The following is a 16,793-nucleotide window of genomic DNA, read 5'->3' as shown; positions in this document are numbered from 1 at the left end:
ATGGATCTTACCCATGACCTGACCTCTTTGATCGCCAAGTCCTTCGGGCTGTTCTACCTCATCGCCCTGTCCGTGGGGATCACCGTCTACGCCTACTGGCCGTCGCTCGGCAAACGCTTCGACAAAGCCGCCAACAGCATCCTGGATGACGAGGATGGGCCATGTCGGTAAAGGAGCGCGATCCCCTCACCGGGCACCAGACCACGGGTCACGAATGGAACGGGATCACCGAGCTGAACACCCGCGTGCCGCGGGCGGTCTGGTTCTTCATCATCGTCACGCACGTCTGGGCGCTGGTCTACTGGGTGCTCATGCCGGCGTGGCCTCTGGTGAACACCTATACCCGCGGGCTGCTGGGCATTGATCAGCAGGAACAGGTAGAAGAGCGCGTGGCAGCCGCAGATGCCGCCCGTGGCGTCTGGGCGGACCGGATCGCCGCGCTCCCGCTGGACAGAATCCGTGACGACACCCTGCTCATGGCCCACGTCGACCGGACAGCACCCGCACTCTTCGGTGACAATTGCGTGGCCTGCCACGGAAGCCGCGCCGAAGGCGGCCCCGGTTATCCCTCCCTGATCGATGACGCCTGGCTTTGGGGCGGCGACGACGAAACGATCCTCGAAACCCTGCGTGTCGGCATCAACGCTCCGCATCCCGACACACGCTATGCCGAGATGCTGGCGTTCGGCCGCGACGGCATGCTCGACCGGGACCAGATCCGCATCACAGCGGACTACGTGCAGTCGCTGGCGGGCCTCGACAGCGGCGCCTCGCCCGAGCGGCTGGAGGAAGGCGCCACGCTCTTTGCCGACAATTGCGCAAGCTGCCACGGCGAGGATGGTGCGGGCATGCAGGACCTCGGTGCCCCGAACCTCACGGACACCCACTGGATCTACGGCGGCTCGGATGAAGCGCTGTTCGAGACGATCTATGGTGGCCGACAGGGCTGGATGCCCGCATGGGAAAACCGTCTGACCGAGGCGCAGCGCAAGATGCTTGCCATCTACATCACCTCGCTGGCTGACGGGGACCCGGAATGACCATTGAGCGGCCTCGTGTTCTGGCGATCTCCGCCGCATTGCTGGTGGTGGCCGTCTTTGTGGCCGCCAATATCCATCTCGTCTCGGTCTCGCTGTCGTCGCAACCGAGCTGCGTTGAAACCGCCAAGGAAGGCGCCGGCACCCACCGCCCGGCGAAACCGTCATGCTGAGCCAGAACAACACCCCGCCGCCGCCCGACAATCCGCACGCCGGCGGCGTCATTCCGAAGGTTGTCCCACCCTTGGCGCGCCCGAGCCCGCACGCCCGCGATCTGCCGTGGCGCACCGCCTTCACATGGCTGCGTACCGGGTGGCGCGATCTCTGGACCCACGCGCTTCCGAGTCTGGTCTACGGCCTCGGCGTTTTCCTCGTCTCGGTCGCCGTGGTCTGGTTCCTGTTTCGTCTGGAGTTCGACTATGCGCTGTTCCCGGCGCTGGCGGGTTTCATGGTGGTCGGGCCGCTGATCGCCGGCGGGCTTTATGAAAAAAGTCGGCGACTGGAGGCAGGCGAACCCGTCGGCCTCGCGCCGATGCTCTTCGTCCGGCTTCGGTCCGGCCGGGCCGGCGTTTTTATGGGGGTCATGCTTCTGGGGCTTTTCCTGCTGTGGATGCGCGCGGCGGTTCTGATCTATGCGCTGTTCTTCGGCATGGTGGCCTTTCCCGGCACCGAGGAGATCGTGCCGATGCTTCTCCTGACTCCCACTGGCTGGGCCCTGCTGCTGGTCGGCTCTGCCGTCGGTGCGCTCTTCGCCGCCTTCTCCTTCGCCATCAGCGTCTTCGCCTTTCCGATGCTGCTGACGGAACGGACCGACGCGCTCTCCGCGCTCGGGATCAGCATGGCGATGGTCTGGAACAACCTCGGGGTGATGATCGCCTGGGGTGCCATCGTGGTGGTGCTGTTTGTCCTATGCCTACTCACGGCCGGACTGGGGCTGATCCTGGTGTTCCCGTTGCTGGGACATGCGACGTGGCATTGCTACCGCGCCATCCGCTCAGACGACGCTGCCGCGCATGAGGATGACCGCATGTTCATTCGTCCGGCCTGACCCGGAAACGGCGGGGCTGCAGAAGCCTGCAACCCGATGTGTGTCTGGTCGCGGCAAGGCAAATGTCTGGGTCATCGGCGGGACACATCCGGAACAAGACCCAATATTGCACAACCTCGGAAACGAAGGCTTCGAAGAAAAGCAGACGCTCACCGGCACATCTCGAAGGTTGCCCACGTGTAGCTCCGCCAGCCTTGATCAGCTTGTCGTCGCTTTTTGAAGCAAGTGAGTGGTCTGCATATCCTCGGCGGCGAAGTCGATAAGGGCTCGTATCTTTCGAGGCAGGGTCCGACCTTCGAGATAGACGGCGCTGACCGGTCCCATGTCCATGTCGAAATCCTCCAGCAGGGGAACGAGGCGGCCCGTCTCAAGCATGTCCGCAATGGCGAACCGGGGCGGAAAGGCGATCCCCATGCCGGCCGCGGCCAGCTCGATTGCTGCCCTGGCCGAGTTGACATGAAACCGGCCCCGCACTTGGGTGACAATCTCGGTGTCGTTCTTTTTGAACACCCACCGATGCGGTTGGCGACGGTTCATGTCGACGATGCAGGCGTGATGCACGAGTTCGTCAGGTGATTGCGGAGCTCCTTGGGATTTCACGTAGTCGGGATGGACCACCAGGCAGCTATGGAAGACACCAAGCTTGCGGGTCTTGAGCGAAAGTGTCTCTGACACGCCTATCCGGAACGCCAGGTCTATGCCGTCGGCGGCCAGGTCGACGTAGCGATCATCCAGCCTCAGGTCGAAGGTCAGATTCGAGTGCGCTTCGGCGAACCGGGCCAGCATGCCGGCCACGTAGACTTCGCCGAAGGTCACGGGCGCCGAGACCCGGACGATCCCGCTCAGGCCGCGCGATCCTTCCGAGACATTGCTCAGGAGAGCATCAAGCTCGTCGAGGACGGCCGGCGCCCGCGCAAGGAGATCCTCCCCGGCCGGTGTCAACCCGACCTTCCGAGTCGTCCGCTGGAGCAACCGCGTGCCGAGGCGCGCCTCCAGTTCGGCCACGTATTTCGAAGTCAGGCGGTTCGAGACCCCCAGTTGCTCGGCTCCGGCAGTGAAGGAGCCGGTCCGCGCGGTGGCCACGAAAGCCTTGAGTTCGTCCACGATATCCATATCGCCCCCTTTAAGAACAAAATCGCGATAGTCATTCAATAACATCGTCATTTTATGGAAGATGGGGAAGCCTTACTTTGACTTCAGTGAACAACAGGCCGCCCGAGGGGCGGGAAACTGAAGGAGAATGCAATGCGTATCGCAGTTATCGGAAACGGAAACGTCGGCTCCGGTCTCGCCAAGGTGCTGAGCCAGGCCGGCCATGAGTTAACCACCATCGGCCGCAACGACGATCTCTCTGCCGCCGTCTCCCAGGCGGAACTGGTGGTCCTGGCCACGCCCTATGGGGCCGTGGCGGATCTTGCCGGCAAGGCGAACTTCAGCGGCAAGACTGTCATCGATGTCTCGAACCCGGTGACCGAGGACTTTTCGGGTCTCCAGGTCGGTCATAAGACTTCGGCTGCCGAAGAGATCGCCTCCCGGCTGCCTGGCGCGACGGTGGTGAAGGCGTTCAACACGGTCTTCGCCCAGCACTACGGCACGGGCCTCAAGGTGAATGGCCGGCTTATCCAGACCTTCGTCGCAGCCGATGACGAGGCCGCACGCGAGAGGGTCAAGGCCCTGGCCGCCGAGATCGGCCTCGAGCCGGTCGATGCCGGCCCGCTCGCCAACGCCCGCTACCTGGAGCCCATCGGTTTCCTCAACATCCAGTTCGGCTACGTCTTCGGTCACGGCACCGGGATCGCGCCGCGCTGGCAGTTTTCCTGAACCTTCTGAGCGGAGCAAATGACATGACGACCCGAACCAATGCAGACTATGCTGCTTTCGTCCTTCGCGTTACGAGTGGCGTGGCCTTTCTCGCCCATGGCTGGATGAAGGTGAGCCTCTTCACCATCCCCGGCACCGTGGCCTTCTTCGAAAGCCTCGGCCTGCCCGGCTTCTTTGCCTATCTGACCATTCTCGGAGAACTCGGCGGCGGGCTCGCGCTGATCCTTGGCGTCGGTGTGCGCGCCGTTTCGATCCCGCTCGTCGCGATTCTGCTCGGCTCTGTCTGGGCCCATTCAGGCTTCGGCTGGAGCTACTCGAACGAAGGGGGCGGCTGGGAATACCCGCTCTTCTGGACGGTGGTGCAAGGCGTCGTTGCTGTCCTGGGACGCGGCGCTTTCGCCCTCCGTATCCCGGAACCCGACCGCCGTCTCGGCCAGTTCGCCTGACCTTCCCCGTCGGCCGCCGGGATCCTCCCGCGGCCGCACTCTATCCCAAGGAGACCTTGCCATGACCACCGCCACCCACTTCTTCGACATGACGACCGCGCCGATGCGCATAGGCGCGGTCCGGCTCAAGGTGCGTGACCTCGATGCGGTCTCCGCCTTCTACCAGAGAGTGCTCGGGCTCGTCCCGGTTGCGACCGACGATGATCGCATCACCTTCGGCACCGGCGACGTGCCGCTTCTGGAGCTTCAGGGTGACCCGGACCTTTCCCCGCTCGATCCGCGGCAGGCCGGGCTCTTTCACACCGCCTTCCTGATGCCGACGCGGTCCGACCTGGCCCGTTGGGTCGGGCATGCCGCCGAGGCGCGCGTGCCGCTCCAGGGCGCGTCGGATCACCTCGTCAGCGAGGCGCTCTACCTCGTCGATCCCGAGGGCAACGGAATCGAGGTCTATGCGGACCGCCCGGTCTCGGCTTGGCACGGCGACGACGGCGAGATCCGGATGAGCACCGATCCGCTGGACCTGCAGGACTTGCTGCAAAGCGCCGAAGGCACTGAATGGTCAGGCTTCCCCGAGGATGGCAGCATCGGCCATGTCCACCTGCAGGTGGGCGACACGGGCGAGGCCGACCGCTTCTACCGCGACGTGCTCGGCCTCGATATCGCCGCGAGTTATCCCGGCGCCAGCTTCTACGGCAGCGGCGGCTACCACCACCAGCTTGCCGGCAATATTTGGAACAGCCGCCGGGCCGGCAAACGCCCCGAGGGAATGGCGGGTCTCGATTCCGTCGAGATTATTGTCCAGAACGCCGGGGACATCACGGGCATTGCCGCCCGCGCCGAAAGCGCCGACATTGCCAGCACCCGCACCGCGGATGGACTGACCCTGAACGACCCCTGGGGCACCGGCATCACGCTCAGGAACTAAGGAGACGATCATGCTTCGAGACGGAGAATGGGTTGCGGACTGGCAGCCGGTCCAGGCCAAGGACGACAAGGGCGGCTTCGTCCGCCAGACATCGAGCTTCCGCAACTGGGTCACGCCTGACGGCGCGCCAGGGCCGACCGGCGAGGGCGGCTTCAAAGCCGAGCCGGGCCGCTACCACCTCTATGTCGCGTTGATCTGCCCATGGGCATCCCGCACGCTTATCGGGCGCAAGCTGAAGGGACTGGAGGACGTGATCTCTGTTTCTGTGGTCGAGCCGGAACTGTCCGACCAAGGCTGGCGCTTTGGCGATCCGACCGAAGCCGAGGGCGCTTCCTACATGCACGAGATCTACACCCGGGCCGATCCCGGCATCTCCGGCCGGGCAACGGTGCCGGTGCTCTGGGACAAGGCTCGCGGGACCATCGTAAACAACGAGTCCGCCGATATCCTAAGGATGCTGAACTCCGGCTTCGGAGAGTTGGCAGACGACTGCGTTGATCTCTATCCGGCAGACCTGCGTGAGGAGATCGACGCGCTCAACGACCGCATTTATCCGGCCCTGAACAACGGCGTCTACCGCACGGGCTTTGCCACCACGCAGGTCGCCTACGAGGAGGCATTCCGCGAGGTCTTCGCGATGCTTGATGAACTTGAAGATCGTCTCGCTGACGGCCGAGACTTCCTTTCGGGAGATCGCTTCACCGAGGCCGATGTGCGGCTGTCCGTGACGCTGGTGCGCTTCGACGTGGCCTATCACGGCCTCTTCAAGTGCAACCTGCGCCGCATCGCGGACTACCCCGCCCTGAGCCGCTACCAGGAACGGATCCTGGCGATCCCCGGCGTGCGCGATACGGTCAACGTCGACCACATCAAGCGCGGCTACTACTCGATCAAGGCGCTGAACCCCACCGGCATCGTTCCTCTCGGGCCGGAATGTTCCCTGGGCTGACGGTGCCGGTGGCCCTCAGAATCAAGACCCTGGCGCGCGCGGGGCGCGCCAGCCCCGCCAGACACTGATCACCCGAAACCCGCAGGCCGCCACGACACCGGCGACGGCGATCCAGACCTCCGAGAGACCGAGCGCAGTCCCGGCCACCACGATTGTCGCGCCGACCGTCGCGGCAAGCGCATAGACTTCTTCGCGCAGGACACGCGGGATCTCGACAACAAGAAGATCCCGCGTCGCGCCACCGCCCACAGCCGTCAGAACCCCGAGCAGGATCGCGGGCAACGGATCGAGACCGAACAGGAGTGATTTCTGGCAGCCGCTGACCGCGAAGACCCCGAGCCCGAGCGCGTCCAGCACCATCACGGGCTTGTTCAAGCGTTCCAGCAGCCGATGCCCGAAGAACACGCAGACACCCGCAGCGAGCGCCGTGAGAAGGTAACGCGGATCCTCCAACGCTGTTGGCGGCGTCGCACCCAGAAGCATATCCCTGATCATGCCACCCGCGAGGCCGGCTGCGACCGAGAGGACCAAAATCCCAAATATGTCGAGGCCGCGGCGGACCGCCACCAGCGCGCCACTGATGGCGAACACGAAGGTTCCGAGAAAATCCAGCCAGAGACCCAAAGGTAGCACGTCCATATCGTCACCGAGGCAATGAGATAGGTGTGCACCTTCGCTCAGTTACGGGAAGTCGTCCATTCAACTCAGACCCGCCTGCGAGGAATACCGCGAAAGAAGGGCTGCCAGCGACCGATCACGCGATACGAAGCTTCGCCAGTGCCACACGAAATCCTGAAAGCAGTAAGTGAAAAGGAGGCGGACCTGATCGTGATGTCGACGCATGGTCGAAGCGGACTTGCCAAAATGCTCATCGGCAGCGTGACCGAGCAGGTGCTCAGAACCGCGCAAACCGACGTGCTCGCAATTCCCCCGAAACGTGGAGAGTGAGCCAGGCGTCGGCGTTGCCAACGCAGAAGGCTGGCCCACCGGTTAGTCCTCGAGACCCAGCCAGATCTCGCGCGCTACATCCTGCGGTCCCCGCAGCGCCTCGCGCAAGGCCAGAAAACGCTGTTCAACGGTCTGCGACACGCCCGCCTTTCCGACCTCGTGAGCCTCGAAGAGAATCTTGCGTTCTCCGTCTGCCTCCACAAGGGACCACGTCTCGTGTCTCGATCCACCGTCTGTTGGAGTCCACCCTGCGCGAGAACGGTTTGCACAACGGTCGAGGATCAAATAGCTGATGAGCAAATGGGCGCTCGTGGTGCTGATGCACACATTTTCCGCACCCGACCAACACCCCCCTTTGATGCGACGAGGCACATGAACAATATCGACGAAAAGCTACAACCGATCCTTACCGAAGTAGCGCGGCGCAATGCCGGCGAGCCGGAATTCCACCAGGCCGTGCACGAGGTGATGGAAAGCCTCGGGCGAGTCGTGGCAAAGCACCCTGATTATCTCGAACAAGCGCTCATCGAACGGATCTGCGAACCCGAACGCCAGATTATCTTTCGCATCCCTTGGGTTGACGACCAGGGGAATGTCCAGATCAATCGAGGATTTCGCGTCCAGTTCAACTCGTCCCTCGGTCCCTACAAGGGAGGGATGCGCTTCCACCCGTCTGTCAATCTGGGAATCATCAAGTTCCTGGGCTTCGAGCAGACCTTCAAGAATGCCCTGACCGGCCTGCCGATCGGTGGTGGAAAAGGCGGAACGGATTTCGACCCCAAGAACAAATCCGACGGCGAGATTATGCGCTTCTGTCAATCTCTCATGATCGAACTGCACCGCCACCTGGGCGAGCAGACGGATGTGCCTGCCGGCGATATCGGTGTTGGCGGGCGTGAAATCGGATACATGTTCGGACAATACAAGCGCCTGACCAACCGTTATGAATCAGGCGTGTTTACCGGCAAGGCCATCGCCTACGGCGGATCCCGCGCCCGGACCGAGGCAACTGGTTTCGGCAACGCCTATTTTACCAGGGCCATGCTTGCAACGCGCCAGAGCGACTTCGACGGGAAGCGCGTCGTGGTATCGGGCGCGGGCAATGTCGCCATCCATACCATCGAAAAGGTGCAATCCTTTGGGGGCACGGTCATCGCCTGTTCGGATTCCAGCGGTTACGTCATAGACGAAGCCGGGATTGATCTTGCCCTGCTCCAGGAGATCAAGATCGTGCGCCGAAAGCGCATTTCGGAATATGCCCGGTTGCGTGGGGACGGGGTTCATTTTGTGCCTGTCGGGAAAGGCTCTGTCTGGGATCTACCCTGTGACGTGGCAATGCCCTCGGCCACCCAGAACGAACTGACGGGCAAGGACGCGAAATCACTGGTCAAGAACGGCGTTCTGGCTGTCGGCGAAGGCGCGAACATGCCCTGCACCCCCGAGGCGATCCGCATCCTGCGCGAGGCCGGGATCCTGTTCGCGCCTGGCAAGGCGGCGAATGCCGGGGGCGTTGCGACGTCGGCGCTCGAAATGCAGCAGAACGCCAGCCGTGACCGCTGGAGCTTTGAGCAGACTGAACAGCGGTTGGCTCAAATCATGAAGAGCATCCACGACAGATGCGCCGAAACTGCCGATGAGTATGGCGCCCCCGGTGACTACGTCCTCGGCGCGAACATCGCCGGTTTCGAGCGGGTTGCGAAAGCCATGCGGATGCTGGGAGTGATCTGAGCCGATCCCCTCGGTCATCGAAAGACGAGGGCGGTCTCTTCCTCGCTCAGCAGATTCCATCGACCGGGAGCCAAGTTCTCGTGCAGGCAGAGATCGCCCAGGCGTTCACGTCGCAGAGCTTCGACGAAATTGCCGGTGGCGGCGAACATGCGGCGAACATGCGGCGAACTTGGTGGTATCGGCCCTCGGTGACGGTGATCAGGGCTTCGGTTTCCGAGATTATGTCCAGCACTGCCGGCGCCAGGGGTTTGTCATCGCCTCTGAGCGTGAGTCTGCCAGACGCAAACAGTGCGGTTTCCGTGCCATCGAGTGGACGGGCAAGCGTGACACGGTAGGTTTTTCTGAGCCGGCTTCTGGGGCTGCTGATACGATGCAGAAGGTCTCCGTCGTCGGTCAGAAGCAAAAGGCCAGAGGTCTGTTTGTCCAAACGCCCAATGGTTGAAATTGCGGGCTTGCGGCGTCGCCAGCGAGCAGGCAGCCTGTCATAGACAAGTTCGCCTGCCTCCTTGTGCGAACAGGTCACGCCCAAGGGTTTGTTCATCATGACGACCAGGCCAGCAAGCGGATCAAGCGAACTGCCCGCGACCGTCATGCGGCGGGGCAGGTCCGCGCTGACAGGGATGCGGACGGAGGCGTCCAGGATCTCAGCCTGATCGAAGACAATGCCACCAGACCGCGCCAGCCGCGCGATGTCCTTGCGGGCACCATATCCCATCGAGGACAAGAGCCTGTCTACACGTGTGAATGAACTGCTGGACAAGTCCGGTGATCCTCGTAAGCGAAATCCACCACGCCGGGCTACTTGCGGCTCTATCGCAATGATCGGCCCTACCCCGAAAGTCCAGTTTGTATGCTGGAGAACAGTCAGCTTTCGGTCCATCGGGGCGATAGTTTCGGGAGCCGGAGGGTGATCGCCCAGAGCGCCATGGGGTCGCTTGGTGTTGTGGTGTTTCCGACTTCGCTCGATCGGAGCCAGCGCTTGGCTGGGGCTACAGAAGATTTCTCCGTTGAATAGTTTGTCGCGGAACCGGGCATTGAAGCTCTCGCAGCATCCGTTTTCCCAAGGTAAGCTTGGTTCGGTGTAGGCTGTCCCGGTCACCGTTCAACCAGCATCCTGATACGAGCGACCGCGCGGGGAGGCGGTCTGCTATTTCTACAGCCGCGGGCCATTTTTCGAGGATCGGATCGCCGAAGATCAAGCGGGTAGTGTAGTAATCCGCCCTCTCAGAACATGCAGTGAGAGCGCCTCGATACTCCCCTCAACCGCCAATCGCGCGCCGCAACCTCTTGCGCTCTTCAAAGTCCTCGGTGACGTCGCGCATGATCGCCGCGACCGCCTGCAAGTCGCCGTCCTCGCCGCGCAACGGAACGATGGAAAACTGGATCGAGATCTGCGCTCCGTCCTTACGGATTGCTGGAACTGACAGAAGATCGCCTGCGCCATATTTGGTTTGGCCCGTCCGCATGGTGGCCTCGTAGCCGATCCAGTGTCGCTCACGCAGTCGCTCCGGCGTGATGATGTCCAATGACTGGCCAAGCGCCTCCCCCTCTGCAAAGCCGAATATCCGCTCCGCACCCCCGTTCCAGACGCGGATGATGCCTTCGCGGTCCGCGACCACCAGCGCATCGGGCATGCCCTCGAACAGTTTTCGCGCCATCTGGTTTCTGTCCATCGTTAGCCTCCGACTTCGATCCCACGCTCGGTGAGTATGACATCCATCGGAATATCGTGGGGTTGCGGATAGATCGTGGGCAGCTGCGCCGCGGCGAGACCCACGCCGATGCTGAAGGGTCGCGGCGACAGCGCCGCCAGGGTTCGATCGAAATACCCTCCACCATAGCCAAGGCGATAGCCCTCACTGTCCCAGCCCATGAGAGGCGCGAGAACGACATCCGGCATCACCTCCGGCGCGTCCCGTGGCGGCACAGGGATATTCCAGTGTCCGCGCTCCATCCGGGTCTCCGGAGTCCACAGGCGGAACACCAATGGCGCCGCCCGCGTCTCCACGAGAGGCAGGGCAATGCGGCGGCCAGACGCCTGCATCTCGGTCATCAGAGATCGCAGGTCCGGCTCGTCCTTGATCGGCCAATAGAAGGCAACGATCCCGTCGCCCGCCCCGGCAGAGTTCGCTGCAAACAGTCTCTCCAGTCCTGTCATCAGCGCTTCACCTGTTGCTTTCCTCCGGGGTGAGGAAAGCGTCCGACGCGCCTCACGAAGCCGCTTGCGTTCCGCCGTGCGCCACCGGGCCACGTCGCGCGCTTGTTCGGGATCTACGGCCAAGGGATCGAAATACCCAGGATCGACCTCTGCCGCCATGCAGGGCGGGGAGGCAAAGCCTCCCTCACTCTTGAAGCTGTTGGACCCATTGCCCATGGCCGAACTCCGAAATGCAGGTGTAGTCTTTCTCGCGGTAAGAGCCATTTATCCGCGCCGGGACTGTTCACTCTTCTGGATAAGCGCCATAATAGGCACTGTAAATACCACTTCCACTTCATGGATGGCAGATGCGCCTTACCTCATTCACCGACTACGGACTCCGCATGCTGATGCGCCTTGCCAGCGCGCCGGACCGAGCATTTTCCACGGCTGATCTCGCCAAGGAATTCCAGCTTTCCCGCAACCATCTCATCAAGATCATGCAGAAACTCGGTCGGGCCGGGTTGGTGCAGACACGCCGTGGAGGCGGTGGCGGTGCAACCCTGGCCTGCGCCCCGAAGGAGATCCGGTTGGGGGACGTGGTTCGGGTGCTGGAAGAGGGCCAAGCGCTTGTCGAATGCTTCCAACCGAATGGTGGGGATTGCACGATCGACGGATGCTGTCGCCTGAAGGCTCGGCTTCGGGTGGCCGAAATGGCCTTTATCGAGAACCTCAACCGCTCGACCCTTGCCGATGTCGCCCTCCCCGCACCAGAACCCGCCTGACACGGCGATCGTGGCGCTACCGGCGCAGATTAACCGAGGCAGCAAGTCACTCGCGATGCCTTGCCGCAGATCGGTCTGCTACTCGGCGCGTTAGACCGGTTCCACCGTTTCGATCTTCAAAACGCCGACAATGACAGTGCGACCGTCCTCTTTCTTCAGGGGCTCTTCCTGGTATCTTGACATGCCCAAGAGAGTTGCGCCCAGCAGGGACCCCACAGGAATGCGGCCCGGCCGTTCTACTACGCTCATTGTCAAAATGCCCTTCTGTATAGGGCCATTGTTTTCAGCATATGTAATGCGTTTCAAAGGCAATGCGATTTGGTCGATGCCTTTGCCAGCCGCTTTCCCGGCCGTTCGCATCTTGTAGCGCAGGATCCCTTCTACAAGACGCGGCATATTCCGCGCCGCGGGGTCATCTCGGGAAAGCAGCCAGTCGATGTCGGTGCGGTCAGAAGGCCGAAGAAAAAACTCTACATCGTTGAGGCGGTTTTCTGGGGTGGTGTCGTAAGCAAAGCTATTCGGCACCCGCGCATATTGTGCGTTGGTCATGTTCGTCTCCCAGGGGCTGATCTCAGCAGACCCGATGTCTCTATCCAAATGTTCGAGAAATCCCCGGGTGGCCGTGAACGCGTTTACGCGCTCGCCCCCCGGGCAGGGAGGCGGTTCAGAAGCAGAAACCGGAAGAGGCTTTCGTTCGTAACCATGTACACATGGCTATGCAACAAATGGATTCTGTCAACCGTCACGGCCGCGGTGCGGCGAAGTGACAACACTATAAGAGTTTGTTCTCACTGCTGCGCGACAATAAAACCGAGGTCTGCGATTTCCTTTGGCGGAGCATCATCCATGAGCCTCGTCCGCCTCTCATGGCGGCAGTGCCAGAAGGTCGCAGGCCACGCCGTGCTCTTGATATACGCACGCGGAATGCCGATATCTCAGTCATGACCATGTTCAGTCTTCATACGAGGTTCCTGCTCAACGCAGGAAACACACTGAACCGCCGGTAGCCCCGGGCGGGATCAGGCCGCGTGCCGGTCCGCGCCTCGGGGTCTTCTCGATCTCTTACAGATCAGTCGAAGTGACAAACGCGCCAATCTGGCCGGAAGACCACGCCTGTGCGGGTCGCCCAGCTGACGTGGTGCGTGCGTCTCGGTTCAGTTTCTTCGTCATGGAGCATGACATGCACCCCCACGTCTTCAAATCCAATAACCATCACTTCCCACCCCCTCGAGCGGCCAGTCCGCGCAACCGCAAGCCCGGAGCGTTTCGACATTGGCTCCAGACCGCATTCCACCGCTGGCAACGCGGGAAAATGATCGAAACTCTTCGAGGCATGGACGATCGCCTGCTGCGCGACATCGGGATTGATCGCAGTGATATCCCGCGCGTCGTCGATGGTCTCACGGATCGCGAACTGAGCATGCGTCCAGTTTCTTCGGATGTGCAGGTCGATGCGCGGTGGCGCGGCGGCCGAACGGCATAAGCCGGTCCCATTCTCGAGAACCCGCACCACTGGACTGCAGTGGTGCGCAGCCTTCGCCGTGCAGTGGCTCCCTATGGAGCGATGGAAAGGAGTGACAAAATGATGCTTTGCAAGGCAGATTTCGACGAGCTGTTTCCGGAACTTTTCCGGCCGAGTGACATGGAGAGGTCGGTCGCTGAGCCGAGCGCCAAGTGCCTGGCGCGTTGGGAAGATGATGGTGGTCGCACGACTTCGGCAAACATCATCCCGCTGCCACACCGTCGGCCGATCCAGGAAGCTCGACGTGACTCAATCTTCGAGGTGCGCCGTCGGTGACCCCCCGTCGTCGAAGTCCGCCTCGTGGACCTCGTCATCAATTCGCCGTCTCGAGATCTGTGCATCCTTGACCGTTCCAGAACTGGCCCGGTCTCCAAGATTGACAGGTTGCGCCCAAAGACTAAGGTCTCATCATGGTCACGCACGAGAACCTTTTCCGGTTTCTGCTTCTAAACCGCCCGGGTCCCCGGGCGGTCTGCGCATAAGCGCGTCTTCGACCACCCGGGGCTTTCTCACACCCTTGCATCTGAGAACGCGGGCTTCACCGCTCCGGGAGACACATCATGACCATTACCAGGATCCCCCACCTGCCTGCCGGCAGTGACTTTCGATCGCTCTTCGAACGCTCCGCTGTCGGGAGCGGCTTTCTTCTCACTGTCGACGACCGGCTCGGCATCGAGCACCTGCTTCGCTATCGCGGAACCAGGAATTCGCCCAATCCCGCTCTACTAAACGGGCTGCTGCGCCACAAGCTGCGGATCTCGCGCGGAACTCCCGAGCCGGCCTCGCCAGATCTTGTCGTGGCCGGATGCCACGTCACCTACATGATCAGCGGTGAGGGCGCTCGCAGCGGCGTGCTCTCCATGAACCCCGCGCCGGTCCCGGGACATATTCTCGTTGCTTCATTGCTTGGGGCGACCCTGATCGGGATGCGAAAGCTGCAGAAGGTTCCGCTCCTGCGGGACGACGGTCAGATCGAAGTCGTCGTGGTACTGGACGTGCATCCGTCGCCGGACCACGCCGCGGCCTGATGCTTTGATCCGTTCGTGGCGGGTCAGGGATTATGGCCACCCATAATTCACTCACACCACCAGATGGTGGAAAGGAAACTACGATGAACAAACAACTCTCTACGTCACGCGGCACCGGCCGGCGGCCCAGGGTCGTCATAGGTGCGGACTGCCTGGAAAGGCTCGAGGCACTTGCGGAGGGCGCGATCCAGCGCAACCCGGACCTTGCCGACCGGCTGCTCGGCGAAATCGGCCGGGCCCGTATCCTTCCGGCGGCGAAACTCCCGCAGAACGTCGTGGCCATCGGTCGCGCGGTCAGCTATCGGGATGAATCGACCGGCCAGGAAAAGACGGTGACGCCCGTCTATCCCGAGGACGCCGACATCGCACGCGGTCGGATCTCGATCCTGACACCGATCGGGGTTGCCCTGATCGGACTGGCAGAGGGCGCATCGCTCCACTGGGACACCAGGGACGGAGAGCGGCGGGTTCTGACCGTGCTCCACGTCGCGTCCCAGGATGCCCCCGAAAGCCTGGAGGCACAATGAACCGACATTCCCGGGACCCTGCCGAAGCCCATGCTCTGCCCGGAAGGAGCCGCTCGATGCGCTGACGAAGCCACGACGCTCCTTCCGGGATATCGGCAATCGCCGCTTCGGCGTCTTCCCTTCCCGTTGAAAGAGGGTCCCATGAATCGTCACCTTCCGCTTGCCTGCCCCTCCTGCAAGACATCGCTTCCCCGCGCGGCCGCTCATCGCTGTCCCAGCTGTCGGCACATTCTCGGGGGCAATACCCCCATTATCCGAATTTCCTGTCGTCGTTGTGGCTCTGCCGTCGAGCGACATGCCGGCGCCGCCGTGACCTGCCTCCAGTGCCGGTCTCGCCGACCATCGCGGCATCAGCAACAGGGCTGCTGACATGAGACTTCTCTCACATCTCCGTCGGCTGATCTGGCCTTCGGTCCTGCTTCTTGTCGCCGCCGGCCTGGTAATCTTCGACCAGGATGTCGAGCGGCGGACTGGATTACCTCTCCGCATGCTTGGCGGCGTTGTCGGTTGCCTTGCTGCGGCCTGGCTCGGTAGCCGGCTGTTCGGCCTGTTCGCGGATCGCCGGAGACGCGACAAGCGCCCATACCCGCGTCTGTTTCGGGATCTCGTGGCGGTTCTACTGTTCTTCGCCGCCATCGTTGCCTCTGCCTCGCTCCTGCTGGAACAAGGTCTCCTTGGCGCGCTTGCGGGATCGAGCTTGATACTCGCGGTGCTGGGTTTCGCGATCCGGAACGTCGTAGCGGACACGTTGTCCGGCATCGCACTGGGCGTCGAGGCACCCTACCGGATCGGGGACTGGGTCGATATCGAGCAGGTCGCACGAGGCAAGGTCATCGAGATCGGCTGGCGCACGACACGGGTGCTGACGTTGGACTCGACCTACTTGATCCTGCCGAACAGCCAGATCGCGCGCCGACGCATCATCAACTACTCGGCACCGAAACCACAGTATCGCGCGCAGCTGTCTCTGAAGCTATCGCGTGAGGTTTCCGTGGACGCCGCCAAGGAAATAATCCTGAAGGCCGTGGGCGAGGCGCGCCTGATCCAGAGCGAGCCGGCACCGGATGTCCGCGTGCAGGAGCTGGGAAGCGAAGGCAATTCCTATGCGGTCCGGTTCTGGCTGTCGCGCTTCGAACGGGACGTTGACTGCCGCGACGAGCTGCTGTCTCTGATCGACCGCGCGATGCGGCAGGCGAAAGTCCCGACCCCACGCATGCAGATCGAGCTGAATAGGCCCCGCGGGGAAACCATGCTCCCCGTCGATCATGAAACGGAGGTCGCACGGATATTCGCTGCGCCGCCCAAGACAGAGCGCATCGGGGCGTGAGGAGCGGCTGACAACATGGAGAGACATCCGATGACAAACGGCCATGGAGGCCAGCACGTGGTCCTTTCCGGCTGCTCGGGAGGCAGGAAGTCGACGTTGCTGGCCGAACTCGCTTCCCGAGGCTTCGAAACTGTCGAGGAGCCCGGCAGGAAGATCGTGCAGGAGGAGTTGAACGGCGCAGGTGTGGCACTTCCCTGGGTCGATCTCGAAGCCTTCGCAAGGCGCGCCATCGACATGGCGACCGGAGACCGCAACCGCGTCGCGTCTTCGCAGGGTTGGGTGTTCTTCGATCGCGGGCTGCTGGATGCGGCCATCGCGCTGGAACATGCAAGCGGATTGGCGGCGTCCGTCACCCTCTCGGGACACGCCCGCTTCCATCACCAAGTGTTTCTAACTCCACCTTGGCCAGAGAACCACCACAGGGACAGTGAACGCCAGCAAGATCTGAAGGACGGCATCGCCGAGCATCATCGGCTGATCGAGGCTTTCGATTGGCTCGGATATGATCCGTCATTCTGCCAAGGCTCAAAGTCGAAGCGCGAGCCGGTTTCATTCTGAGCGCTCT

22 protein-coding genes and 1 pseudogene are annotated in these 16,793 nt (G+C 62.3%); 16 read left to right on the top strand and 7 right to left on the bottom strand.

Translation table 11 applies throughout. The features are described 5' to 3' along the window. Genes MF268_RS08225 through MF268_RS08210 form a run of 4 tightly spaced genes read left to right on the top strand, consistent with a single transcriptional unit; the run spans nt 1 to nt 2,085 of the window. A complete protein-coding gene (locus tag MF268_RS08225) occupies nt 1–171 on the top strand; it encodes a cbb3-type cytochrome oxidase subunit 3 (RefSeq protein ID WP_107978705.1) in 171 nt (56 codons plus the stop codon). Next, the gene (ccoP, locus tag MF268_RS08220; RefSeq protein ID WP_107978706.1) at nt 162–1,040 is read left to right on the top strand and encodes a cytochrome-c oxidase, cbb3-type subunit III; all 879 of its coding nucleotides are present in this window, start codon (nt 162–164) and stop codon (nt 1,038–1,040) included. Before MF268_RS08225 ends, ccoP begins: the two co-directional genes overlap by 10 nt. Next, the gene (locus tag MF268_RS08215; RefSeq protein ID WP_170121110.1) at nt 1,037–1,210 is read left to right on the top strand and encodes a hypothetical protein; all 174 of its coding nucleotides are present in this window, start codon (nt 1,037–1,039) and stop codon (nt 1,208–1,210) included. Before ccoP ends, MF268_RS08215 begins: the two co-directional genes overlap by 4 nt. Then, nucleotides 1,204–2,085 (top strand): DUF2189 domain-containing protein, encoded by an 882-nt coding sequence (locus tag MF268_RS08210; protein WP_107978707.1) that lies wholly within the window; start codon nt 1,204–1,206, stop codon nt 2,083–2,085. Before MF268_RS08215 ends, MF268_RS08210 begins: the two co-directional genes overlap by 7 nt. Nucleotides 2,086–2,283: 198 nt before the next feature. On the opposite strand, the gene MF268_RS08205 is transcribed toward MF268_RS08210, so the two are convergent. Further along, nucleotides 2,284–3,198: a LysR family transcriptional regulator gene (locus MF268_RS08205; protein ID WP_107978708.1), complete on the bottom strand. Its 915-nt coding sequence runs from the start codon at nt 3,196–3,198 to the stop codon at nt 2,284–2,286. Between the two features lie 132 nt (nt 3,199–3,330). Between MF268_RS08205 and MF268_RS08200 the strand changes: the two genes are divergently transcribed. The 4 genes from MF268_RS08200 to MF268_RS08185 all read left to right on the top strand — a co-directional run bounded on the left by MF268_RS08200 (nt 3,331) and on the right by MF268_RS08185 (nt 6,226). After that, a complete protein-coding gene (locus MF268_RS08200; RefSeq protein WP_238370398.1) occupies nt 3,331–3,906 on the top strand; it encodes an NADPH-dependent F420 reductase in 576 nt (191 codons plus the stop codon). Between the two features lie 23 nt (nt 3,907–3,929). After that, nucleotides 3,930–4,352 carry a DoxX family protein gene (locus tag MF268_RS08195; RefSeq protein ID WP_238370397.1) on the top strand — a complete coding sequence of 141 codons (423 nt, stop codon included), beginning with the start codon at nt 3,930–3,932 and terminating at the stop codon, nt 4,350–4,352. Between the two features lie 61 nt (nt 4,353–4,413). Continuing rightward, complete coding sequence (locus tag MF268_RS08190; RefSeq protein WP_238370396.1) at nt 4,414–5,277, top strand: VOC family protein; 864 nt, start codon at nt 4,414–4,416, stop codon at nt 5,275–5,277. Nucleotides 5,278–5,287: 10 nt separating this feature from the next. Continuing rightward, nucleotides 5,288–6,226, top strand: a complete 939-nt coding sequence (locus tag MF268_RS08185; RefSeq protein ID WP_238370395.1) for a glutathione S-transferase family protein — start codon at nt 5,288–5,290, stop codon at nt 6,224–6,226. 21 nt (nt 6,227–6,247) lie between these two features. Here MF268_RS08185 and MF268_RS08180 read toward each other — a convergent pair whose 3' ends face one another. Beyond that, nucleotides 6,248–6,865 carry a trimeric intracellular cation channel family protein gene (locus MF268_RS08180; RefSeq protein WP_238370394.1) on the bottom strand — a complete coding sequence of 206 codons (618 nt, stop codon included), beginning with the start codon at nt 6,863–6,865 and terminating at the stop codon, nt 6,248–6,250. A gap of 138 nt (nt 6,866–7,003) precedes the next feature. On the opposite strand from MF268_RS08180, the gene MF268_RS08175 reads away from it, so the two are divergent. Continuing rightward, entirely contained in the window at nt 7,004–7,174 is a 171-nt protein-coding gene (locus MF268_RS08175; protein WP_238370393.1) for a universal stress protein, read from the top strand. Between the two features lie 372 nt (nt 7,175–7,546). Beyond that, entirely contained in the window at nt 7,547–8,902 is a 1,356-nt protein-coding gene (gene gdhA, locus MF268_RS08170; RefSeq protein ID WP_107978715.1) for an NADP-specific glutamate dehydrogenase, read from the top strand. Nucleotides 8,903–8,948: 46 nt separating this feature from the next. On the opposite strand, the gene MF268_RS08165 is transcribed toward gdhA, so the two are convergent. The 4 genes and pseudogenes from MF268_RS08165 to MF268_RS08150 all read right to left on the bottom strand — a co-directional run bounded on the left by MF268_RS08165 (nt 8,949) and on the right by MF268_RS08150 (nt 11,276). After that, nucleotides 8,949–9,662 carry a pseudouridine synthase gene (locus MF268_RS08165; protein ID WP_238370699.1) on the bottom strand — a complete coding sequence of 238 codons (714 nt, stop codon included), beginning with the start codon at nt 9,660–9,662 and terminating at the stop codon, nt 8,949–8,951. A 120-nt stretch (nt 9,663–9,782) separates the two neighbouring features. Beyond that, nucleotides 9,783–9,992 (bottom strand): annotated as a pseudogene (locus tag MF268_RS08160) (integrase core domain-containing protein); the annotation flags it as partial. A gap of 169 nt (nt 9,993–10,161) precedes the next feature. Continuing rightward, the gene (locus MF268_RS08155; protein ID WP_107978717.1) at nt 10,162–10,575 is read right to left on the bottom strand and encodes a PAS domain-containing protein; all 414 of its coding nucleotides are present in this window, start codon (nt 10,573–10,575) and stop codon (nt 10,162–10,164) included. 2 nt (nt 10,576–10,577) lie between these two features. Then, nucleotides 10,578–11,276 (bottom strand): 5-formyltetrahydrofolate cyclo-ligase, encoded by a 699-nt coding sequence (locus tag MF268_RS08150; protein ID WP_238370392.1) that lies wholly within the window; start codon nt 11,274–11,276, stop codon nt 10,578–10,580. Between the two features lie 131 nt (nt 11,277–11,407). Between MF268_RS08150 and MF268_RS08145 the strand changes: the two genes are divergently transcribed. After that, a complete protein-coding gene (locus tag MF268_RS08145; RefSeq protein WP_107978718.1) occupies nt 11,408–11,824 on the top strand; it encodes an RrF2 family transcriptional regulator in 417 nt (138 codons plus the stop codon). A 90-nt stretch (nt 11,825–11,914) separates the two neighbouring features. On the opposite strand, the gene MF268_RS08140 is transcribed toward MF268_RS08145, so the two are convergent. Continuing rightward, nucleotides 11,915–12,373: a hypothetical protein gene (locus tag MF268_RS08140; RefSeq protein ID WP_238370391.1), complete on the bottom strand. Its 459-nt coding sequence runs from the start codon at nt 12,371–12,373 to the stop codon at nt 11,915–11,917. Between the two features lie 619 nt (nt 12,374–12,992). On the opposite strand from MF268_RS08140, the gene MF268_RS25465 reads away from it, so the two are divergent. From MF268_RS25465 to MF268_RS08115, 5 genes are all read left to right on the top strand, one after another. After that, on the top strand, nt 12,993–13,307 hold the full coding sequence (locus tag MF268_RS25465) for a DUF1127 domain-containing protein (protein ID WP_146178891.1): 315 nt from the start codon (nt 12,993–12,995) through the stop codon (nt 13,305–13,307). Nucleotides 13,308–13,906: 599 nt separating this feature from the next. After that, nucleotides 13,907–14,374, top strand: a complete 468-nt coding sequence (locus MF268_RS08130; protein WP_107978722.1) for a hypothetical protein — start codon at nt 13,907–13,909, stop codon at nt 14,372–14,374. An 83-nt stretch (nt 14,375–14,457) separates the two neighbouring features. Further along, nucleotides 14,458–14,901 (top strand): nucleoside diphosphate kinase regulator, encoded by a 444-nt coding sequence (gene rnk / locus MF268_RS08125; protein ID WP_238370390.1) that lies wholly within the window; start codon nt 14,458–14,460, stop codon nt 14,899–14,901. A gap of 370 nt (nt 14,902–15,271) precedes the next feature. Then, entirely contained in the window at nt 15,272–16,228 is a 957-nt protein-coding gene (locus tag MF268_RS08120; RefSeq protein WP_107978724.1) for a mechanosensitive ion channel family protein, read from the top strand. A gap of 96 nt (nt 16,229–16,324) precedes the next feature. Beyond that, a complete protein-coding gene (locus MF268_RS08115) occupies nt 16,325–16,786 on the top strand; it encodes an AAA family ATPase (RefSeq protein ID WP_238370389.1) in 462 nt (153 codons plus the stop codon). The last annotated feature ends 7 nt before the right edge of the window (nt 16,787–16,793 follow it).

Source organism: Heliomarina baculiformis (assembly GCF_019966545.1).
Lineage (GTDB): Bacteria > Pseudomonadota > Alphaproteobacteria > Rhodobacterales > Rhodobacteraceae > Heliomarina > Heliomarina baculiformis.
Note: the sequence above shows the minus strand (reverse complement) of the source record. Positions and strands in the feature narration are given on the sequence as shown.